This window comes from Alphaproteobacteria bacterium LSUCC0684 (assembly GCA_041228335.1).
GTDB lineage: Bacteria > Pseudomonadota > Alphaproteobacteria > Puniceispirillales > UBA1172.
Genome location: CP166130.1, coordinates 710422 through 730573 on the forward strand (window position 1 = coordinate 710422; position 20152 = coordinate 730573).

The following is a 20152-nucleotide window of genomic DNA, read 5'->3' on the forward strand; positions in this document are numbered from 1 at the left end:
GGAGAGGGAGAGGGAGAGGGAAAGGGAAAGGGAAAGGTGATCATGGTTGAAGATGGAGCCGCCGTGGTTGAGGTCGGGTCCATTATGGTTCGGGGGCAAAATTCCCGTGAAAGACCTGCATATCAGGCTTGCTTTACGCATCGGTATTCGTTATCACTTGTCGATCACGATGGCATTGCCTGCCATCCCGTGCGGCTGTGGCGGAATTGGTAGACGCGCAGCGTTGAGGTCGCTGTGGGATAAAACCCGTGGAAGTTCGAGTCTTCTCAGCCGCACCATTTTTCCTGATTTATGATTGTTTTTGGCATCTGTTAGTTTCCGCCAGCAGGGTTTGAAACTGATGGAGGCTTTTCATGGCAAACCAGTATAAAACAGGGCGATGCGCTTGCGGTAAAGTTGTGTTCGAAGCGAGGCTTCCGCACGAAAAATCAATTATTTGCCACTGTAAATCATGTCAGCTTCGCACAGGGTCTGTATTTGGCCTTATGATTTATTTCAAAAGAGGCCAGCTTTCTTTCCCCCAACATCTTTTGAGCCTGTTTCAATATAGAGCAGAGTCTGGAAATGCCATGCAATCCCATTTCTGCAAAGAATGCGGGACATCACTATTTCTGACAGGGGCGTTGAATGCTGGGCTTATTGGCGTGGCCGGTGGATGCTTTGATAATGATCTTTCTTGGTGCAAGATAGATAGAGAAATATTTTGCAGAAGCAAAGCTGATTTTGTTCATGTCAACACTGCCGTTTCCCTGGAAACGTCGCCGCGATACAAACCCAAGAAGGTGTGAAAAACACAGTTTAATTGCCAAAAAACCTTTTCATCAAGCAACTTGATGTAAATTATTTTGAGTAGAGTTTTGGCCATGCTATCCCATGGCCTGCCAGACCTGATACTGACTAGCCCTATTCCATTACCGGTAAGTTTTTTAAAAAAGTTATTTGTGTGGGTTCTGCACAGCCCTCAAACATTCCTTATAGAGTTCTAAATGTTGTTCTTTGGAGAGCCTTTCGTTGTTGCTATGGTAAACGAGTCGGTAGATATAGGTGTGTAGGTCATATGCAACCTTTTCTTGGCTGTATTGTAACACATTCGTTTCTTCTGCCATGTGGCTTCTCCTGTTCCATTGAAAAGAAAGTTAGCAGCACATCTTGGCGAGAAACATTAACGGAGCCGAACAGGAAAAGGTCAGTGCTGCGTTATTAATACAAATGGGTATAGTACCGCAGGCCGTCAACTATCCATAAGGCTAATAGCGATCACAAAAGGTGTCACAAGCCTCTTGGCCACCCTTCCATAGATCTACTGATATTAAAAAGGTCAAACGGCACCCACTAAGATATTGCCTCAGCCGCACCATTTTTTTCTCAAAAACCCGAGAGATATCCTAGAGTTTTCCTGCTGCAGTTGTAAAGGGTAGGACAAACGGTAGGACATTTTGGCCAGAAAACAGGTTAAGGAACTATCAATCCACGATGTTCAAGGACGCCGTCAATAAATTCCGTTGATGTTAGGTCTTTTTCAAAGCAGTTGGAGATGTTTGAAATTCTGCTTCCCACAGTAGATGCTGGGAAACCCATTTCACTCATCGCTGTCTTTAATTCAGCAATCGCAGATTTCAGTAGGCTTTCCCCGTCTTCATATTCGTCTCTTATGCGAAGAGTTGCTATGCAATCAGATATGCTCTCGTTCATCATATGTGCAGGACTGTTCCGCGGTGGATGTGGCAAATCAATGTCGCCTGTCTGGTGATGAGCACATTCATGCAAATCCACGAAACGCTGAAGTGCCTCTGGGGATTTTTGATAACTGAACCTGTAAACGACAGGTAACCCATCCTTGTCCCTGTTAGCCATGCCTGCCGCGCTGGGTGCGTTGGAATTATTGATGTTTGTGAAGATTACAGTCTCACCTTTGCTGTTTGTGCAAATTGGTGGTTCCACAATGTCAAAAGAAGATGCGTGATTACCTGCCCAGCTTGGATAACTCAGAAAAAGAAGAAGAATAGCCAGGAAAATTTTGGGGTTAAGGAGGTCCATCATCTTTGAAGAAATACCTGTTGGAACTAATGCCGGTTATTTTCAAGGCACGTTAGTCTTTAGAGATTGGTGTTGAACCTGTTTCCGTTCTCCAAAAGAGTCCGTCTTTCTTGGTAATGACCATCATCACCGCATCAGTGGTGCCGTTTGGAAAATCAGTCATTGAATGCATGACCAAGATGTCTTCATTTTCATAAATACATCTTCTGTTATACTGACGGATATTTTCCATCATTTTTTCTCTATCAGCCAAAGACATGTCATGTTTTTTTAGGATTTTACCTGTGGAATGAAATTTCATTTCCCAATCTTCATGGTATAAATCCAACTCTGCTTGCGCATCCTTATTTTCCCAAGCATCAACGAACCTTTGATACAACATCCTTAATCTCCAAACTTTTCCTAAAAAAAATTAGGGGCTGTACCAGATAACTAGCCCATATGTTTGTTAACCCATTGTTTGACTTGTTTTAATTGCGTCTGTGGTGATGGGTTGTTGAATCGCCACTCGCACTCCTTTAAAAATATCGGAAAATGCTTGGCAGGAATACCGTTAAATTTACGCATATGCCGTTTCGCCTGGTTCCAGAAGTTCTCAATGCCGTTAATGTGGTTTTTCTTATCTGCAAACAATACTGAATGATTAATGCGGTAATGCTTAAATTCAGATACATCAAGGACATTGTATCCACGCCAGCAATCTGAATATACGATGCTATCAGGCATAATACGATCTTCTATGATAGGTATAAGCGTTTGACCTGACGCATCTGGAATGATCTGTGTGTAAACCTTACCGCCACGTTTGAGGATACCAAACACAGGAACTTTGCCCGCAGAACCTCGCCCGCGTTTGCCTTTACGTGTGCCTCCAAAGTAACTCTCATCCACCTCAAATTCACCTGAAAGCACATCGTTATTTTGCGTCTCAAGGGCGATGATTTCCCGCAGACGATGAAAGTAATATGCTGCTGTTTTGAAGTTTACACCCACCAAATCAGCGGCACATCTCGCCGTCGTTCCCGCAACATAATGCTCCATCAATTTAGTCTGCTTCAATCGGCTTAATCTGCTCTTTCTCATCACTATACCTATAACTTGTACTAGTTATCTGGTACAGCCCCAAAAATTATTAATGATTATGATAAATCCGGCTTATTCAGCCCCTTCAATAATCATAAGGTCTGTATCAGCACATTCATCCCGGACGGCTTTTGCTGCTTGATACTCATCACTGAAATAAAATTTTTCTGCGACTTCCTTGCTTTCAAATTCTATCATCATCACCACGCCTGATAGACTGCCTTCGTGTCTGTCGGCACCTGGACCCCTTGCTAGAACCCTTCCGCCAAACTTTTGTATTACAGGACCTGCCATACCTGAAAAGTTTTGGAATTTGTCTTTGTCATTCACTCTTATGTTAGCCACGAGGTAACCTTTTGGCATAGTTCACTCCTGTAATTATAAATGTTCGAGAAATTTTGTTTCACACCAATCGCCATGCAGGCACGCAAAGTGAAGCAATTCAATTGGTTATATCGGGTGATACACAGGAAATGGTGCTGGTGGAGAGCAGGTCTGCGCTACTGCGGTGCGCCACTTACCAATTGAACTACAGTAATACTGCCAGTTTATGTGATGCATTTAGCCTGTCAACACGCACAAATCTCTCACAGTTTGTTTTACAGGAAGTGCTTACTTAAATGTAAGTCACCTTCAATGCCGCCTGGCATGGGCCAGAGAGGAGTATGCGCGTGTATATACATATGCTGTTACACAGATCAGGTGTTAGCAATGGTAACCACTTGTCCGTTGCCTTCCACACTCATGTGGGAGAATGGATAATGCTATTCCAGCATGGGCTTGTTGCAATATTCTTCGTTTGTTCCTTCAAAATTTACCAACCGTAGCAATGCTTTTTTATTGGTGTCGACAACGTCATCTGGAAGCCCCAGTTTTTTGAGATGGCCGGTGTTGCGATAATATTTATTTCCTTCAAGATTGGTGATGAACAGCGAGACATCTTCATCTGATGGTAAGTTGGTCAACCCGTTTGTTTTTGCAAAATCAAAAAAACAAGCAAAGCGTTGCTTTAGGCCAGAAACTGTTCTGTCGAATTTTGGCTTCTCAAAACCAATCTGGTTGGAATTAATCTGCTGAATTTGCGGTTCGGTGGTTTCTATTTGATACAATTTATCAACGGAGTTCGGGTTGAGACACCCTATATCAATTCCAAACCCTTTTGTTTGCTTGGAATCTTTTGTTAGAAACACGCTCAATTGTTGATGATTTTTTATGCGTATTGAATTTTCATGTTCAGGAAATCTGGATACATACACTTTCAAAAAGGAAAATGTCCCCCATCTCTCGCCATCATTTTTGCCATAATCCTGATTAAGCGGGTCACCTTTAGGGGATGATTTCATTTTCTTTGCATATGGAAAAATCACGTTGGCATCGTCTATTGCATCAATCATGTAAGATACAGCTTTGTGCAGTTTGTCTGCATATGTTTCGTAACTTTTAAGGCCGATATTTTCACCCATCTCGATAAGGGAAAGCAGATATCCAAGTTCCCGCCCTGTGTAAAAAACTGCTCTTCTGCCTCGAATTGCTTCATCCGGCAATGCGCCATCTTTATCCATTTTCCCAAATTGATAATTGAGTTCCCAATTTATCAGTTCTGCTGCGGATTTTTTGTTAAACCCAGCCTTAACTTTTCTATCTGTAAGAAGGGCCGTCTTGACGGCCGCGACAACCCATACGGTTCGATGATTGTTTTTTGAGGTTTCATATTTTCGATTCTTGTGAAGAGCATTATGAAGCCATTCTGCCAATTCATGGTCTTTGTTGAGTTGAGCATCAAGTCTCTCATCTGCAATGAGAAGGGCTTCCAGAAAGGAAACAAAAAACTCGTTTGACTGAAACGATTCTTCCCACCAATTCTCGCTATCATAAGGTGATTTGGCTACAAGATAGGTTTTTTGCTGCCAGTTCTTGGCAGCCTTTATAATGCCATGGCAAGACGCATTAGAATGTTCATTTTCCTTGAGGCAACTTCCTGCGGCTAGACTGAGCGCTTCTCTTGCTTGCCACATGTTTTCTTCAAATGCTGTTGCATCAAGGCTGTATTGTCCGAATATCTGCCCGGTTATATTGGCCGTGAGGTCGATTTCAAGCTGAGATGGATTAAATTCCTTAATACTGCAATTTGCATCTCCATAATCCCTGATTTCATAGGAAGAGGCTAATACAATTGCTTCATAAATGAATATAAATAGAATACTCAAAGTGATAAACCTGAGCATGTATCACCTAAAAAATAATGTCAATGATGTAATATCCTAACGAATTTAGGATTCACTTCAATGGCTTAAAGGATTTCTTAAATCAATTAATTAAAGTTGGGGCTGTACCAGATAACTAGCCCATATGTTTGTTAACCCATTGTTTGACTTGTTTTAATTGCGTCTGTGGTGATGGGTTGTTGAATCGCCACTCGCACTCCTTTAAAAATATCGGAAAATGCTTGGCAGGAATACCGTTAAATTTACGCATATGCCGTTTCGCCTGGTTCCAGAAGTTCTCAATGCCGTTAATGTGGTTTTTCTTATCTGCAAACAATACTGAATGATTAATGCGGTAATGCTTAAATTCAGATACATCAAGGACATTGTATCCACGCCAGCAATCTGAATATACGATGCTATCAGGCATAATACGATCTTCTATGATAGGTATAAGCGTTTGACCTGACGCATCTGGAATGATCTGTGTGTAAACCTTACCGCCACGTTTGAGGATACCAAACACAGGAACTTTGCCCGCAGAACCTCGCCCGCGTTTGCCTTTACGTGTGCCTCCAAAGTAACTCTCATCCACCTCAAATTCACCTGAAAGCACATCGTTATTTTGCGTCTCAAGGGCGATGATTTCCCGCAGACGATGAAAGTAATATGCTGCTGTTTTGAAGTTTACACCCACCAAATCAGCGGCACATCTCGCCGTCGTTCCCGCAACATAATGCTCCATCAATTTAGTCTGCTTCAATCGGCTTAATCTGCTCTTTCTCATCACTATACCTATAACTTGTACTAGTTATCTGGTACAGCCCCTTAAAGTTTATATAACTAATTGAAATTAATTATATTTTCTTACTTCTCCTGATATTTCCATTTCTGCCCTCACACATCGAAAATACGCAGGACTTCGTCGCCATAGTGGTTGATGGCCTTGACCGCAATGCGTCGTCTTGCCATTTCTGTTCACACTCCTCAATGGTGCAAACGCAACAGGCAAAGCAAAAAATGAACAGAAATCAAAAATTGTTGCGTTTATCTCAATTTGAGATTATATTTACGTTGCATTGCCGTTCCTCCTCATGGGCTCCCTCTGGAGTACCTAGCGCTAGCGCAGGGGGGACGGTTTTTTTTACCAGTCATAATGCAAATCGCTTTTCTTCAGTTTTAATTTGTTCCTCCAGCGATTGGAATTCTTGTTGTCCTGATACAATGAGCGAGCAATGGCCCCTGCCACCATATCCGCCAGTTGAATAAGATTATCCTTCTTGGAATCGCGCATTCCTATTTGTTTGACTGTGTCTGGATTTATTGCATTCAGATGGTTTTTATGATGCTTTAAATAATGCTCAAGCTTCTTATTAATTTTACCATCCAGACGAATTCTGGCATCGGTCAATTTCCAAAGATGAAACAAATTGTTCAGGGCAATTTGATATTCCACCATGGGTGAAAGCTGAACATTCTTTGGAATATGGCTGAGTTTGTCCATATTCCGGATAACAGCTTTAACCTCAAAAGACCGTGGCATGATGGCATCAAAAAATGCATCGCGTGTTTTATAACTTACCTGTGAAAATTTAAACTCACGTTTGTGATGGCCTGTTTGGCGTAGCGTTTCTATGGCCATATCCACCTCTTTTGCATCCGCCGTTGAATGGAAAATCACCATTGCTATCACTAGGTATTTGCTGCCTGTTCCAACACCCGGATCCCCGCTCTCATCGATGAAGACCAGCATTTCTATGCCCTCGCCCGTCGACCGGTAGCAATGTCCGAGAGGATTTCACGCGCTTCATGCATATTGGTGATTTCAACAAAGTCCCAACGGCCCCAGCGGCCATCATTGTTTACGGCAGGCACCCATTGGCGGATGGCCGTATCTGCCTTCACCCTGTCCTGGTCATCCCGTTGCCCCTTGATTTCAACAATCAGGTTCAACAAATCGCCACGGCCGTGCCCATCATTGATAAGAGCAATGTAATCAGGCAAATACTTGTGATGCTGTTTTTGATATTCGTAGGGAATTTCAACCCCGAGTCCTTCATTGCGGATATAAGCTTCAACAGCTGGCTCATCTTCAAGGAACCGGCAGAAACTCATCTCCCATTCGCTGTCACAAACCGCAAGATTGACATGGCATTTTGCGGCGCTTGTTTCAACGCGCAATGTCTTCCTTGTCTGGAAATTCACGATGAATGTTGAACCCTCCTGCGTGAATTTATCAATCACAGGAATGATGACTTCCTCTCCGGCATCTTCAGGAATGCAGGCTCTCTTGATGCGTTCTGCTGCTTTTCGTGCATTGACTTTCCACAACAGATGCTGACTAGCTCTCCGTCCTTCTATGAGCCTACCATTTGGCTCACCTTTATCATCAAGCTGCCAATGGAATTTAGGAATCGCATAAGGTGAATTGAGAATTGGATTGGCGTTGAAGTCTCGCGCCATTTTTGGCCCCTGTTTTTTCTGTTTTGAGGCAACCCAAAAAGAAAAACACGAACTTAATCCTAGCTTAATTCTTTAGTGTCTTTTGTGAGGAATGTCAAAAAAGGGGCTTTAGCCCCTTCCGGCATATTTACAGATCAAATTTATCCATCAGAGGTGGCTACATCTGAAATCAGGGCAAAAGTTGTTTTTCCTATTCCTTGAGTTGCAAATATCCCCGTTAATCCCTTTATACCCCTTCCGGTACATGGGTTCATTATCCTATGGTTTCGATACCCTGATTACGGTGATTGAATATTGATAGGATTACGCTCTCTTCAACATGAGGCACGATGATGGCAAGCGGCAGTTGATTTTTCATGGGGGCGGCAGAGCCCGGAACGCTTCTTTCCTGTAACATAGGAACGGAAAACAAAGATTCTGAGCAGTCAGATCATCCTTGGCTGATGCGCCATCATCTTCGATGGACCAATCAGAAGATGAAACCCTAATTGCGCTGGCCAAGATCGAAGCCAGGATGAAGCAGTTGAAAAAGTTTCACCAACATTTAGCAACTTACAGCATCACATTCTCACTTTGGACATAGATGATGTCAAAAGTAAGGCCCAGATTCCAATTACGCTATGTTGCTGTTCTTAACGCAACTAAGTGCTGTATAGGGTGTATATGTGCATATCCTCTGCGGCCCATGCCCACCCAGAAAAGCAAAGCAAACTGTGAAAATTTATGCGCGTAAATCTAGAACCTTTACCAATGGATGAAGAAAATCAAAACCTAGTTTCTTCTTAGAAATTGGATTGTCTGCCCGGGCATTGCTGAAATGCCAGCCCCCAAGCATTTTGCAATCTGTCCATCGGAATAGGTGCGGAAGTCATGAGGCGAATGTTCATGTCGGTTGAAACCATGTACCATGATGAGCCGATGAATTCCTGATACATGCGAAAGGCGGTCATGTTCAGTTCACGGTTATCAATCATCTGGTTGCCATCTGAAAGCACACATTCCTCAATCTCAACCCAGTGTGAATATTGGAGCCCTTCAGGGTATCCTGTCGTGGCAAAGTTATAGACCTGTTCCATGAGGGTCTTTTGCCGGGATTGATAGTTCGACCAGTATTGCTCCCATTCGGCCCGTTCGGCCTCTGCCTTTTGTTGCCGCTCTTGTTCCGCCGCTTCTTCGGCAAGACGAACACGCTCCATCTCCTCAAGTCGGGCAACCATGATGGTTTCACCCTTATCGAAGACTTTTTCCAGAACAGGATGCGCTTCTTTCCATATCAGCATCAGGGTGAACGTTGACGTGTTCCAATCATTCAGCCTGCCGCTGTTGTAATTGAAATCAATGCAACTCTGGGAGCCAATGGGTATCTTGCGTTCAATCAGGTTGCCATTGTCATCAACGTCTTGTTCAATTCGGTATTCCTGCTCATGACACTGGATACCACTATAGCGAAGATTGCCGAGAAAATGCCGGGTTAATTTGTCGTAAAAGCCGGGGCTGGTTTGCTCTTTTTTGGAAAGGCATGACGAAAGGTTGGCGTTGGCTGCATTATGGATATTTTCCATGAGACCAAACCGTTGCAGTTGAACCCCTTTCTTTTCAAACATCCTCCTTATCCACAGACTGGCCGCCTCAATTCCCTCCCAGTCGAAATCTGAGTTCATCGTGTCAAGTGCGCGATAATCATCGCTTGTATAGGTGAAAAAAGGATGCTCGAAGACTTGGCAAATTTCATCTGCGGTCGCAAGCATGCCAAGTTGAACATAACCGGTATCACCATAACCTGTGGTGGGAGACCAGAATTCTGTTGTGGTGGTTTTGGCGTTTTCAATTGCTGCCGCTGCGGCGGCAATCATATCGTAATCAATCTCGATGCAGTTGACGGGAACAGATTCTTGATTTCGGGTGACAGAACCATCACGCCTGTTGATGATAAATTGATTTCCCTGTTTCATATATGTGATCGCATCATCGCTGATGCTGTATTCGGTCAGAACTGTTTCGGTATTTTCGGAAGTGTAACTATCGAGATACTGAATTTTCTGTAATATGCTTTGCTGTTCGGGCTGTTGGTTGAAAGAAACCTGATAGTTCCACCCGTTGCCCTGACAATGGAAGTAAATGGTCTTTTCATCAGATGCGATGGCAAGGTCTGCAATCGTCAAAAACGCAAATATAATGGAATAACAAAAAAGATGGTAAATTTTCATCATATCACCCGACTTTAAGCGTAATTACATGCTCTTGACCTAAATCAGGAAAAGAACTTTTCAAGTTTTAAATGATGTAAACTTCCGGGGGTCGGCAGGCAAAACACGAAGGGTTGTTTTGACCTTAACATACACCTGCGGTGAATGGAGATATCTTCACTTTTCGGGATGCGGCGTCATGGAGTGGCAGGCCTGTTTGAAAGTTCTTGCGGGAGGAGGGCAAGACACCTTGACAATCACCTTGCCTTCGGTCACTGAATTCCTTCTTTAACTCTCTTCCGGTGGAAGGCGTAAATGCCGGATGCCACAATGATGCCGGAGCCGATGACGGTGTTTGGGGCCGGGATATCGTTGAAGACAACATAGCCCAATATCACCGCCCAGATCATGGCTGTATACCGGAATTGAGATACCAGGCTGATCTCGCCTATACGCATCGCCATGGTGCTGAAAAGGTAGCCGAAGAAAATCGCCACCGCCGCCGAAAATACCAGCAGCAACGCGGTCGCATCAGGCATTTCAAGGGTAATGAACGGCAAGGCTGCGCCGGACATGACGGTCACGGCCAGCGCGGTGACGAAGGTTACCATCAGTGATGGAACCTCGGCGGGAACCTTGCGGGTGACGATCTCTCTCAACGTGACAAAGACAACCGAAAGGACGGCATAGAATGAGTAGTTCGAGAAACCTTCAGTCCCGGGCTTGATCACAATGATCACGCCGATAAAGCCGATAATGATCGCGGCCCATCTTCTTATGCCAACGCGTTCATTTAAAAACAATGCCGCTGCCATCGTCACGGTAAGGGGCAGGATCTGGATGATCGCGGTGACGTTGGGAAGAGGAAGATACTTTAAGGCGCTGAGAAATGAAATCGTTGCCATGACTTCGGCAAATCCCCGCATCAGCATGAAATTCCAACCTGTCCTTGCATGGTTGAAGATTTGAATTTTTTTGGTTTTCATCACGATGAAAAGAAGGGGCAGGCAGAATAATCCCCTTAAAAATATGATTTCAAAAAGCGGGTAATGATAGAAAAGAGATTTCATGAAAGTATCGTTGACGACGAAACCGAAAATGCTGACCACCATGAAGGTGACCCCTTTTGCGTTATCGGACCAATTCATCGAATTCTACTTTTGTTGTAAATCGCTGGATTGACTGTGAACCTAATTGCGGTGTTTTGAAATAAAAAATTTATTGCTTTTCATCAAGGTTGATGCCCCGTCATTTCTGGTCCCGAGGAGTCGGTTCACAAGCGAGGCTCAACCCTTGAGATACCGGACGCCAAGGATCTCACACATATGGGCGTTCTGGAGCTGGGTGCGCTGATCGTCGATCATCTTCACCCAGACATCATAGCCGACTTTCTGTGACATTTTGCCGGTGATGACCTGGATGGCTTTCTCGCATTGACCGGTATCGCCTGCGCCGATACCTTTTCCGGGCTCGCCGCAGATCGCATCGGAGTTGCGCACCAATGCGCCTGACTCATCCCGAACGAGAACCGAGACAGCCTCAACCCCCCGGCCAGACCTGTTTTTAAGCTGAAGCCGCAGCATGAAATAGGTGGCAACCCCGTTCGCATCATCTTGGAAGACGACATCGACCATGCAGGGGGTTTTGTTCTTCTCATGGGCAAGAAGAGGCGGGGCAAGAAGAGGCAAGTTGCCAAGACCTGCCAGCATCAAGGCACCCAGCGCTGCCAGAAGCGGTTTCTTCATTTCTGTCTCTTCCGGTCCATTGCATTTCTCCTCTTTTGCCGCATTTGCCAGTCTGCCATAAAAAAATGGACCGGCAAAGCCGGTCCAAAGTCAGGGAGGATATCACAATTCGGATATTTCTATTAACGACATGGCCGGGAAAATGTTAGCCGCGCTCTATGGGGCTTGTAATGGTATATCTTTACACCCCTTCTTATCACTGATAGGCCTTGAGTGATGATGTTCAGGCGTTAACAGATCATGAGTTCCAGTCTTCTGCGGGCCATAATTGCCATCCTCGTCGGCATTGCCGCGCTGGATTCCATGGGAGTAATCGTGCGCATGCTGGGCGGGGATTACCCGATCCTGATGGTATCGGTCATGCGTAATTTTTTCGGCCTCATCCCGGTCATTGCCATTCTGATGATGGGCCCGGGGCTTGGCGAGATCCGCAAGATATTCAAGGCGCGGCATCTGCTGATACTGGCCTTGCGCGGCGCTTCGGTGCTGATGGCGCAGATGAGTTTTTATACCGCGCTGACAAAGATCGAGTTTGCCACGGCTTCCGCGCTCGGTTTCACCAGTCCGTTTTTCATCTCGGCGCTTTCCATTCCCATTCTTGGTCATCGTGTCGGCTGGGTAAGGTTCGCCGCAATCGTGGTAGGATTTGCCGGGGTGCTGACGATCCTTAAACCTTTTGACGAGGCTTTCACGATCTGGATGCTGCTGCCGGTGCTGGCGGCATTGGGTTACGGGCTTTCAAACGTGCTGGTCAGGCTGTTCCCCGATGATGTTCCTTCCGCGGCAATTCAGACGGGCCAGCAATGGGCCTCATTCTGTTTCGGGCTGGTGCTGCTTTTCACCATCAGCGAGCCAGTGCCGATTGCCTCAAGTACCGATGCCATGCTTTTTATATTGCTTGGATGTTTTGGCGGAATAGGGGTGATGGGGCTGGTGGTGGCGTATCGGCTTGTTGAGCCGTCGATCCTCGCCCCGTTTGAATATTTCGGAATTCCCATTTCCTTTCTGCTGGGCTGGATGTTTTTTGATGAAGCACCTTTTGCCACGCTCTTCCCGGGGGTGCTTTTCATCGTTGGTGCCGGGCTTATCATTATCGTGCGGGAGCGAAGGGCGCAGAACCGGAAAGCTTCGGTCGATCTGCCGATCAAGGTGAAAGGTTGAAGCTAGCTGCCTGGCTCAGTTATTTCGTTCCGGCTTTATCGAAAGGTTGCTGTTCTTGTTATGGCGGCACGATTTCTTTCTGCCCAGGCCTGAAGGTTGGCCGGGTTTTCCTTGCCACCGGCAGCATGCTATGTTATTAAGTTATTGTAATAACAATAATAATTTTAATTTTTTGGAAATAAAAACATGATCCTTATGCGCTGAATATTCTGCGTATCCTTGAACAGGAGTTTGCGAATGACAGCTTTACACATGTGTTCAGATGAAAACCTGGCCCGCGATCTAAGTGGAAAAACATATCTTATAACAGGAACATTATCAGGGCATATGAAAACATTGGCAGGGCAGCTTGCCTCGCAAGCGGCGACCGTTGTCATAGCCAGTCAGGATCGTGCCGCAACGCACGCCCTTGCGGAAAGAATTGCTGCATCAACAGGCAACCCAACGGTGCGCGGTGAGCATCTTGATATGACGTCACTGGACTCGGTGCGGCGTTTTGCAGACAAGTTCAAGAACACCAATTCCTGGCTGGATGGCCTGATCAATACCGGCGACATGGACAAGACAAAAGCTGTTAATACCCATGACGGGCATCATTGGCAAATCGGCGTCAACTTTCTTGGCCCGTTTCTTCTGACCGAATTGCTGATGCCCTTGCTGAAGATTTCCGCCCCTGCCCGTATCGTGCATACATCCTGCGTTTTTCACGAACGTGGTGAGCTTGATCTGACGGATCTTGATTACAGGACCAGAAAAAATCCAGGAAGAGAAGCCTGGTGCCAGTCAAAACTGGCGTTAGCGCTCTATGCCCGCGCGCAGGCGAAAATGCTGGAAGGATCAGGCGTATCTGCCTTTGGGGTCCATATCGGGTGCACGCAAACCAAAACCTTGCAATTTCCCCATATCTCACTTTACAGGAAACTGCTGAAGATCCTGAAAGGGTCGGATGGACTGATTACGACATGGCAATCGGTTCAGACCACGCTTCATTGCCTGCTTGATGAGGAAAGCCAATATCATGCCGGGGAATATTTCTCCCAAGGCAGCGTTTTCTATCGATCCAGACAGCACCGCAGCGGGGGCTGGCCGATGACCTCCCCGCATCCTGACATGCAGGATGATCAACTTGGGCTGATGCTTTATGAAAAAGCCGCCCAGCTGGTCAATCTTCGTGGGGTCAGGGACAAAGCCGCATGATTCATCCGCGCTCTTCATCCTGAAAGCACCTGTCCTGCCTCGCAATGCTGCCCTTTGGGTCATGTGCTGATCCCAATGCGTGATTGCTGACATATCTTTCTTGCGCTTAGGTTTTTCCGAAAACAGGAGAGCCATTTGCGTTGCGCCACGGTTACTATTTTTTTGCGCAGGATCATTCGGGCAACTGTTGTGGGAAAGGGATTTTCCCTCATTGAGCTGCTGGTGGTCATAGCGATTATCGGTATTCTCGCTTCCGTCGGGCTGGTGGCTTATCAGACCTATATTACCAGCACGAAAGATGATGCCGGCATCGCCACCGCGGATGAGGTGGTCAATCTGCTGGAATATGACCATGCCTCGATCACCTCGGATATCAGTTCCAGATCCGCCTTGAACCAGAATCTCGGCAAGACGTCCTGGTGCCGGGATCAGGTGGATCAGATCGTCTTTCAGCTCAACACGGTACAGAACAAGACAAACACCCATGATGATGCCTGTCCTTTCGCCTTTAACGGCAACAGGGCCTGGAGGCAGGCGGACTATCTCGATACCTCGAACAACGTCAACTATTTTGCGCAATGCCCGGTGCAGATCAGCGGGGCCAGCATCGATGTCCCGCGCGGCAGCCTGATGGTTGCCTGCGTCAACAGCATCGCGACGATTGAAAGCAGCCAGTACAGGTTATTCACCTGTTTCTGCAGTGGGGAGGACAGTTGCGCGACCACCGATGTCGGCACGGATTGTTCAGCGCCGCCGCATCTCGGCTATGGGAGCGAGAGTGCCTGCAGGCTCAACTGGTCCACCCATCCCGGAAATATCGATAAATGCGCCTCCCCGGGAGCGTTCAGATGATCAAGGGAGAATGGAAATGAAACCTTCAGTCTTTTTGCCGATTGCTGTTCTAGGCACTGTTCTGCCCCAGGCCGGGGCAATGGCAGGTTTCACCACCAGCGAATTTGGCGAGGGAAAATATGTTGATGGATCGAGGGTGAGCGACATTCTCGATAATCTCATCGGTGTTGACGGCGCCCAGCCAATTGATCCCGCTGATATTGCGGCTCTGGCAACCGGCTTTGCGAATACCGGCAGTTACGTCTATACGGGCACGGACAATCTCGCCCTTTTTGACGCCGATAATGACGGGGCGATCAGCGCACAGGAATTCGTGGACAGGCTGGCCGCAATATCCTCGATCAGCGGGGTTGATACCTCCGGCAATGGTCTTTATGCGCAAGCCTATGCCGCGGAACTCGGCGCGATTACGATGCCGGTCACCGAAGCCAAGATAATGGCCGCGATCACGGCGGGGAACATGTACGCGGTCCAGGCCCCGCAGGTGACGCGAAGATCGGTCAGTTTTGATGGCACCGATACAAGCCATAGCCAGTCGCTGGGGCTGATTGACGGGCTTGGCAACAGGCTGGATAACGGCGTTGGGAGCGTTACCCATTCGCTGATCGCAAGCCATGATGACGACCCGCAGGCAAGCCGCCGGTTTGATATCAACCCATCCGGCAGCCTGACGCTGGCAAGTGGCGTCAGTGTTGAAGATCTTTCCCCCGGGCGATACACGATTTCGGTCACGGTGACCGACAGCAACGCGGATACCTACGGGCTTTCCGCATCAACAGATGTTTCCCTTACCGTGTCGAATGAGCGGGGATGTATTCTCAACAATGGTATTTCGGAGACCCAGTTCAGCGCGGGCAGTTCTGCGGGAAGTATTGAAGGTGCAACGGTCACCATCAGTGGAGATCACAACACCAGTGATAAGCTCTTTGTCCGGGGTGCGACTTCGATTTCAACCGATTCCGCGACAGGTGATGTGACCTATGGAGGATTTGGCGTCGCCGGGATCACTGCCGTCTATGACAAAAGTTCAGGCGAGCTTGAGTTCAGCGGTACAACCACGCTCGCCAACTGGATCAATATCTTTCGCAAGGTGGGATATATCTATGACAGCAGCGGCAGCGCTTCGACAGGCACAAGATCACTGATCTTCTCGCTGTCAAACCGGATACCCTATAACCATGCTGATGGCCGGGTGCATTTCTATGATTATGTTGACCGAAACGACATCACCTTCAACGATGCCCGTATCGAGGCCAGCAGCAATGCCAAAAGACTGTTCGGGCTTGAAGGATATCTGGCCACCATCACCAGCGCGGCGGAACAGGCCTATATCGAACCCAAGATTGATGGCTTCGGCTGGCTTGGTGCCTGTGATCGTCTTGAAAACAGCACGGTGCAGGGTTTATGTGGCGTGACGGCAGCGGAGGTCAATTCACTGGCCCAGCGGCCGTTCAGCTCCACCTATCCTGCAATCTATGTCTATGGCGAAGGGGAGGGGTACTGGTACTGGGTGACGGGGCCGGAAAGGCTGGATTACATGTTCCGCGATACCGGTAACTGCACCGTGGCCGAGTTGTCGAACCTCAGACGAAACAGCAATGCGGCGAAATCCTATCCGAGGTCAGGAAACACTTTCGATGACCGGGGCTCGGATCAGCCCTACCGGAATTTCCGTCAATGTGAGCCGAACAATTATACCCTCAGCTCGACCGGTATCGCGGAGAACCATCTCCATTTCTATCGGGATGGCACCTGGAACGATTTTCCAAATAACAGCACCTCAATCCATGGGTATCTGATCGAGTGGGGCGGCATGCCCGGTGATCCCTCTCTCATCCTCACGGTGAACAAGACCTATGACATTGCAAGAGAGGGCGAATTCTGCGCCCATCAGTAGGAAAACCTGCCGAAAGACCTGTCACCGATATCTGCAAGAAATCCTTTAATCTGTCATCTGCGTCGCAAGACGACTGGCCAGATCGTTATGCTGATATATATTAGTAAAATATAATTTACCTATTGATTATGGTGGAAAGCCATCATGCCCGGATCTGCCGACTTGCATCACGAAGAGATTGCCCTTGAACGCGCTCATGGCAAGGTAAATCTCACCCTCAAGGATGCGGCATTGCAGCGGTTGTTCCAGTCCGGATCAGCCAAGGCATTCCTGCCCGTAACATATGGGAAGGCGACGGAAGTTGTGCTCGCCAATACCGCTGGCGGGCTTGCTGATGGTGATATCTTTTCCTATGAGATTTGCGCCGAGGCGAACAGCCGCATCGCGGCAACAACGCAGGCAGCAGAGCGGGTGTATCAGGCGCTTGGGGGCGGCATGGCTGAGGCCCGTCTGACCATCAAGGCAACGGGCAGGAGCGATGTATTCTGGTTGCCGCATGAAACCATTCTCTATGACAGGAGCCGGTTTTGCCGCCGGATTGATGTCCATCTTGATGCCTCCAGCAAGGTAGTGCTGGGTGAAATTGTTGTGTTTGGCCGTAAAGCCAGTGGTGAAGTGATGACCGCGGGTCATATTGAGGATCACTGGCGGGTGCATCGTGATGGCCAGCTTGTTCATGCCGAAGCTTTCCGGCTGGCGGGTGATGTCAGGGCAATTCTTGCACATGCGGCAGGCGCAAATCAGGCTGGCGTGATGGCAACATTGTTGATGATTGCGCCAGAGGAATTACATCCGCTGGCTGCCACTCTCCGCAATATTGAGTCCACCGATGGCGCATGGGTTGGGGTGTCATCCTGGGATGGCAAACTGGTGGTGCGGCTTGTTGCGCCGGAACTCTTTTCGATCAAACCCACCATCGCAACAATACTTGAACGGATGACGTCATTACCCCTGCCAAGAGCCTGGGCATTATAGATTAAGGAGAGGCCATGAAACTGACCCCGAGAGAAAAAGACAAATTGCTGGTTTCGCTGGCGGCCATGGTGGCGCGGTCCCGCCTGGCCCGGGGTGTCAAGCTCAATTACCCGGAAGCGGTGGCGCTGATCACCGATTTCGTCGTTGAAGGTGCGCGGGATGGCAAGAGCGTGGCCGAGCTGATGGAAGCCGGCGCCCATGTTGTCCGCCGTGGTGACTGCATGGAAGGGGTGCCGGAGATGATCCATGATGTTCAGGTTGAGGCGACTTTTCCCGACGGCACGAAACTCGTGACCGTCCATCACCCCGTTCGTTCGTAAAGGGAGCAAGGCAGATGATACCAGGTGAAGTAATCGTCAATGATGAAGAGTTGCTGCTCAACCCAGATCATGAGGCCATCGAGATTGAAGTGGCCAATACGGGCGACAGGCCGGTTCAGGTTGGCAGCCATTATCATTTTCATGAAGCAAACGCGGCGCTTGCCTTCGATCGTGAGGTCAGTCGCGGGATGCGCCTTGATATTCCTGCCGGGACGGCGGTCAGGTTCGAGCCGGGGCAGAAGCGTCTTGTGCGCCTCATCCCCTATGGCGGGGCGCGGCGGGTTTTCGGGTTCAATCAGCAGATCATGGGAGAGCTGTGATGGCGGTATCAATCTCGCGTAAAATCTATGCCGACATGTATGGCCCGACGACGGGTGACAAAATCCGCCTTGCCGATACCGAATTATTCATTGAAGTGGAAAAAGACCTCACCAGCTATGGCGAGGAAGTCAAGTTCGGTGGCGGCAAGGTGATCCGCGACGGCATGGGGCAGTCGCAGTTGACCAGGCAGGACGGTGCCGTTGACACCGTCATCACCAATGCGCTGATTGTCGATGTTACGGGGATTTACAAGGCAGATATCGGGCTCAAGGATGGCGTGATCCATGCCATTGGCAAGGCCGGCAATCCGGATACCCAATCCGGCGTTGATATCGTCATCGGCCCCGGAACAGAGATCATCGCCGGGGAAAAGCATATTGTCACCGCTGGCGGGTTTGACAGTCATATCCATTTCATCTGCCCGCAGCAGATTGATGATGCGCTTCATTCCGGCCTGACCACCATGCTGGGTGGCGGTACCGGGCCTGCCCATGGCACGCTGGCAACAACCTGCACCCCGGGGCCATGGCATATCTCAAGAATGCTTCAATCGGCGGATGCCTTTGCCATGAATCTGGCCTTTGCGGGCAAAGGCAATGCCAGTCTGCCCGGGGCGCTGGAAGAACAGGTTTCTGCCGGAGCATCGGCGTTGAAGCTTCATGAAGACTGGGGCACCACCCCGGCTGCCATCGATACATGCCTTTCGGTTGCAGATGCCATGGATGTGCAGGTGATGATCCATACCGATACGCTTAATGAAAGCGGGTTTGTCGAGAATACCATTGCCGCGATCAGGGGCAGGGTGATCCATGCTTTCCATACCGAAGGTGCAGGCGGCGGCCATGCACCGGATATCATCAAGGTTTGCGGTGAGCCCAATGTCATTCCGTCATCGACCAATCCGACGCGGCCCTATACCGTCAACACGCTGGAAGAGCATCTTGATATGCTCATGGTCTGCCACCATCTCGACAAGTCGATCCCAGAGGATGTGGCCTTTGCGGAAAGCCGCATCAGAAAAGAGACCATCGCGGCGGAAGACATTCTGCATGACATGGGGGCATTTTCCATCATCGCGTCGGACAGTCAGGCCATGGGGCGTGTCGGCGAAGTGATTATCCGCACCTGGCAGACAGCCCATAAAATGAAAATCCAGCGGGGCAGGCTTGCGGAAGAGACAGGCGATAATGACAATGCCCGGGTCAAACGCTATCTTGCGAAATACACGATCAATCCGGCCATCTGCCACGGGTTATCCCGACATATCGGATCCATCGAAGTCGGTAAGCGTGCCGATCTTGTGTTATGGCATCCGGCATTCTTTGGCGTCAAACCGGAAATGGTATTGCTTGGAGGGAGCATTGTCGTTGCGCAGATGGGGGACCCGAATGCATCCATCCCAACGCCCCAGCCTGTCTATACAAGGCCGATGTTTGGCTCCTGTGGAGGCGCGGTGTCGGCATCGGCCGTGACTTTTGTGAGTGCGGCGGCGCAGTCTTCCGGCATCGGGGCATCCCTTGGTCTTGCCAATCAGACGCTGGCGGTGGAAAAAACGCGGAATATTTCCAAAGCCAGCATGATCCATAATGATGCCCTGCCACGAATTGAGGTTAACCCCGAAACCTATGAAGTCCGTGCCGATGGAGAGTTGCTGACCTGCGCCCCGGCAGAGGTGCTGCCCATGGCGCAGCGGTACTTCCTTTATTGACGG

The 20152-nt window shown here is 48.5% G+C and carries 20 protein-coding genes and 1 tRNA gene; 10 read left to right on the forward strand and 11 right to left on the reverse strand.

The annotated features are described in order from the left end of the window. Positions 1 to 191 precede the first annotated feature (191 nt). Together AB8880_03385 and AB8880_03390 are read left to right on the forward strand one after the other, a co-directional pair. Positions 192 to 278: transfer RNA gene (locus tag AB8880_03385), tRNA-Leu, on the forward strand. 75 nt (positions 279 to 353) lie between these two features. Continuing rightward, entirely contained in the window at positions 354 to 788 is a 435-nt protein-coding gene (locus AB8880_03390; GenBank protein XDZ66450.1) for a GFA family protein, read from the forward strand. 664 nt (positions 789 to 1452) lie between these two features. On the opposite strand, the gene AB8880_03395 is transcribed toward AB8880_03390, so the two are convergent. The 11 genes from AB8880_03395 to AB8880_03445 all read right to left on the reverse strand — a co-directional run bounded on the left by AB8880_03395 (position 1453) and on the right by AB8880_03445 (position 11718). Continuing rightward, positions 1453 to 2040 carry a hypothetical protein gene (locus tag AB8880_03395; protein ID XDZ66451.1) on the reverse strand — a complete coding sequence of 196 codons (588 nt, stop codon included), beginning with the start codon at positions 2038 to 2040 and terminating at the stop codon, positions 1453 to 1455. Positions 2041 to 2089: 49 nt separating this feature from the next. After that, complete coding sequence (locus AB8880_03400) at positions 2090 to 2419, reverse strand: nuclear transport factor 2 family protein (protein XDZ66452.1); 330 nt, start codon at positions 2417 to 2419, stop codon at positions 2090 to 2092. 50 nt (positions 2420 to 2469) lie between these two features. Then, the gene (locus tag AB8880_03405; protein ID XDZ66453.1) at positions 2470 to 3120 is read right to left on the reverse strand and encodes an IS1595 family transposase; all 651 of its coding nucleotides are present in this window, start codon (positions 3118 to 3120) and stop codon (positions 2470 to 2472) included. Positions 3121 to 3192: 72 nt separating this feature from the next. Beyond that, the gene (locus AB8880_03410) at positions 3193 to 3483 is read right to left on the reverse strand and encodes a DUF1330 domain-containing protein (protein ID XDZ66454.1); all 291 of its coding nucleotides are present in this window, start codon (positions 3481 to 3483) and stop codon (positions 3193 to 3195) included. A gap of 401 nt (positions 3484 to 3884) precedes the next feature. Next, complete coding sequence (locus AB8880_03415; GenBank protein XDZ66455.1) at positions 3885 to 5345, reverse strand: alginate lyase family protein; 1461 nt, start codon at positions 5343 to 5345, stop codon at positions 3885 to 3887. A gap of 115 nt (positions 5346 to 5460) precedes the next feature. Beyond that, positions 5461 to 6111 (reverse strand): IS1595 family transposase, encoded by a 651-nt coding sequence (locus AB8880_03420; GenBank protein XDZ66456.1) that lies wholly within the window; start codon positions 6109 to 6111, stop codon positions 5461 to 5463. A gap of 357 nt (positions 6112 to 6468) precedes the next feature. Then, positions 6469 to 7077 carry a DUF3800 domain-containing protein gene (locus AB8880_03425; protein XDZ66457.1) on the reverse strand — a complete coding sequence of 203 codons (609 nt, stop codon included), beginning with the start codon at positions 7075 to 7077 and terminating at the stop codon, positions 6469 to 6471. A 2-nt stretch (positions 7078 to 7079) separates the two neighbouring features. Continuing rightward, a complete protein-coding gene (locus AB8880_03430) occupies positions 7080 to 7787 on the reverse strand; it encodes a hypothetical protein (protein ID XDZ66458.1) in 708 nt (235 codons plus the stop codon). Positions 7788 to 8569: 782 nt separating this feature from the next. Further along, positions 8570 to 9997 carry a hypothetical protein gene (locus AB8880_03435; GenBank protein ID XDZ66459.1) on the reverse strand — a complete coding sequence of 476 codons (1428 nt, stop codon included), beginning with the start codon at positions 9995 to 9997 and terminating at the stop codon, positions 8570 to 8572. Between the two features lie 248 nt (positions 9998 to 10245). Continuing rightward, entirely contained in the window at positions 10246 to 11121 is an 876-nt protein-coding gene (locus AB8880_03440) for a DMT family transporter (GenBank protein ID XDZ66460.1), read from the reverse strand. A gap of 138 nt (positions 11122 to 11259) precedes the next feature. After that, entirely contained in the window at positions 11260 to 11718 is a 459-nt protein-coding gene (locus AB8880_03445) for a hypothetical protein (GenBank protein ID XDZ66461.1), read from the reverse strand. Between the two features lie 240 nt (positions 11719 to 11958). Here AB8880_03445 and AB8880_03450 point away from each other — a divergent pair, with 240 nt between their 5' ends. The 8 genes from AB8880_03450 to ureC all read left to right on the forward strand — a co-directional run bounded on the left by AB8880_03450 (position 11959) and on the right by ureC (position 20149). Next, a complete protein-coding gene (locus AB8880_03450; GenBank protein XDZ66462.1) occupies positions 11959 to 12879 on the forward strand; it encodes a DMT family transporter in 921 nt (306 codons plus the stop codon). Between the two features lie 327 nt (positions 12880 to 13206). Next, the gene (locus AB8880_03455) at positions 13207 to 14076 is read left to right on the forward strand and encodes an SDR family NAD(P)-dependent oxidoreductase (protein XDZ66463.1); all 870 of its coding nucleotides are present in this window, start codon (positions 13207 to 13209) and stop codon (positions 14074 to 14076) included. A 189-nt stretch (positions 14077 to 14265) separates the two neighbouring features. After that, positions 14266 to 14928, forward strand: coding sequence for a type IV pilin protein (locus AB8880_03460; GenBank protein ID XDZ66464.1), 663 nt, complete (start codon positions 14266 to 14268; stop codon positions 14926 to 14928). Between the two features lie 16 nt (positions 14929 to 14944). Next, complete coding sequence (locus AB8880_03465) at positions 14945 to 16825, forward strand: hypothetical protein (protein XDZ66465.1); 1881 nt, start codon at positions 14945 to 14947, stop codon at positions 16823 to 16825. A 144-nt stretch (positions 16826 to 16969) separates the two neighbouring features. Further along, positions 16970 to 17800 (forward strand): urease accessory protein UreD, encoded by an 831-nt coding sequence (locus AB8880_03470; GenBank protein XDZ66466.1) that lies wholly within the window; start codon positions 16970 to 16972, stop codon positions 17798 to 17800. Positions 17801 to 17814: 14 nt separating this feature from the next. Beyond that, complete coding sequence (locus tag AB8880_03475; GenBank protein ID XDZ66467.1) at positions 17815 to 18120, forward strand: urease subunit gamma; 306 nt, start codon at positions 17815 to 17817, stop codon at positions 18118 to 18120. 14 nt (positions 18121 to 18134) lie between these two features. Continuing rightward, entirely contained in the window at positions 18135 to 18440 is a 306-nt protein-coding gene (locus tag AB8880_03480; protein XDZ66468.1) for an urease subunit beta, read from the forward strand. Further along, positions 18440 to 20149 carry an urease subunit alpha gene (ureC, locus tag AB8880_03485; GenBank protein XDZ66469.1) on the forward strand — a complete coding sequence of 570 codons (1710 nt, stop codon included), beginning with the start codon at positions 18440 to 18442 and terminating at the stop codon, positions 20147 to 20149. The genes AB8880_03480 and ureC overlap by 1 nt, the downstream gene beginning before the upstream one ends. The last annotated feature ends 3 nt before the right edge of the window (positions 20150 to 20152 follow it).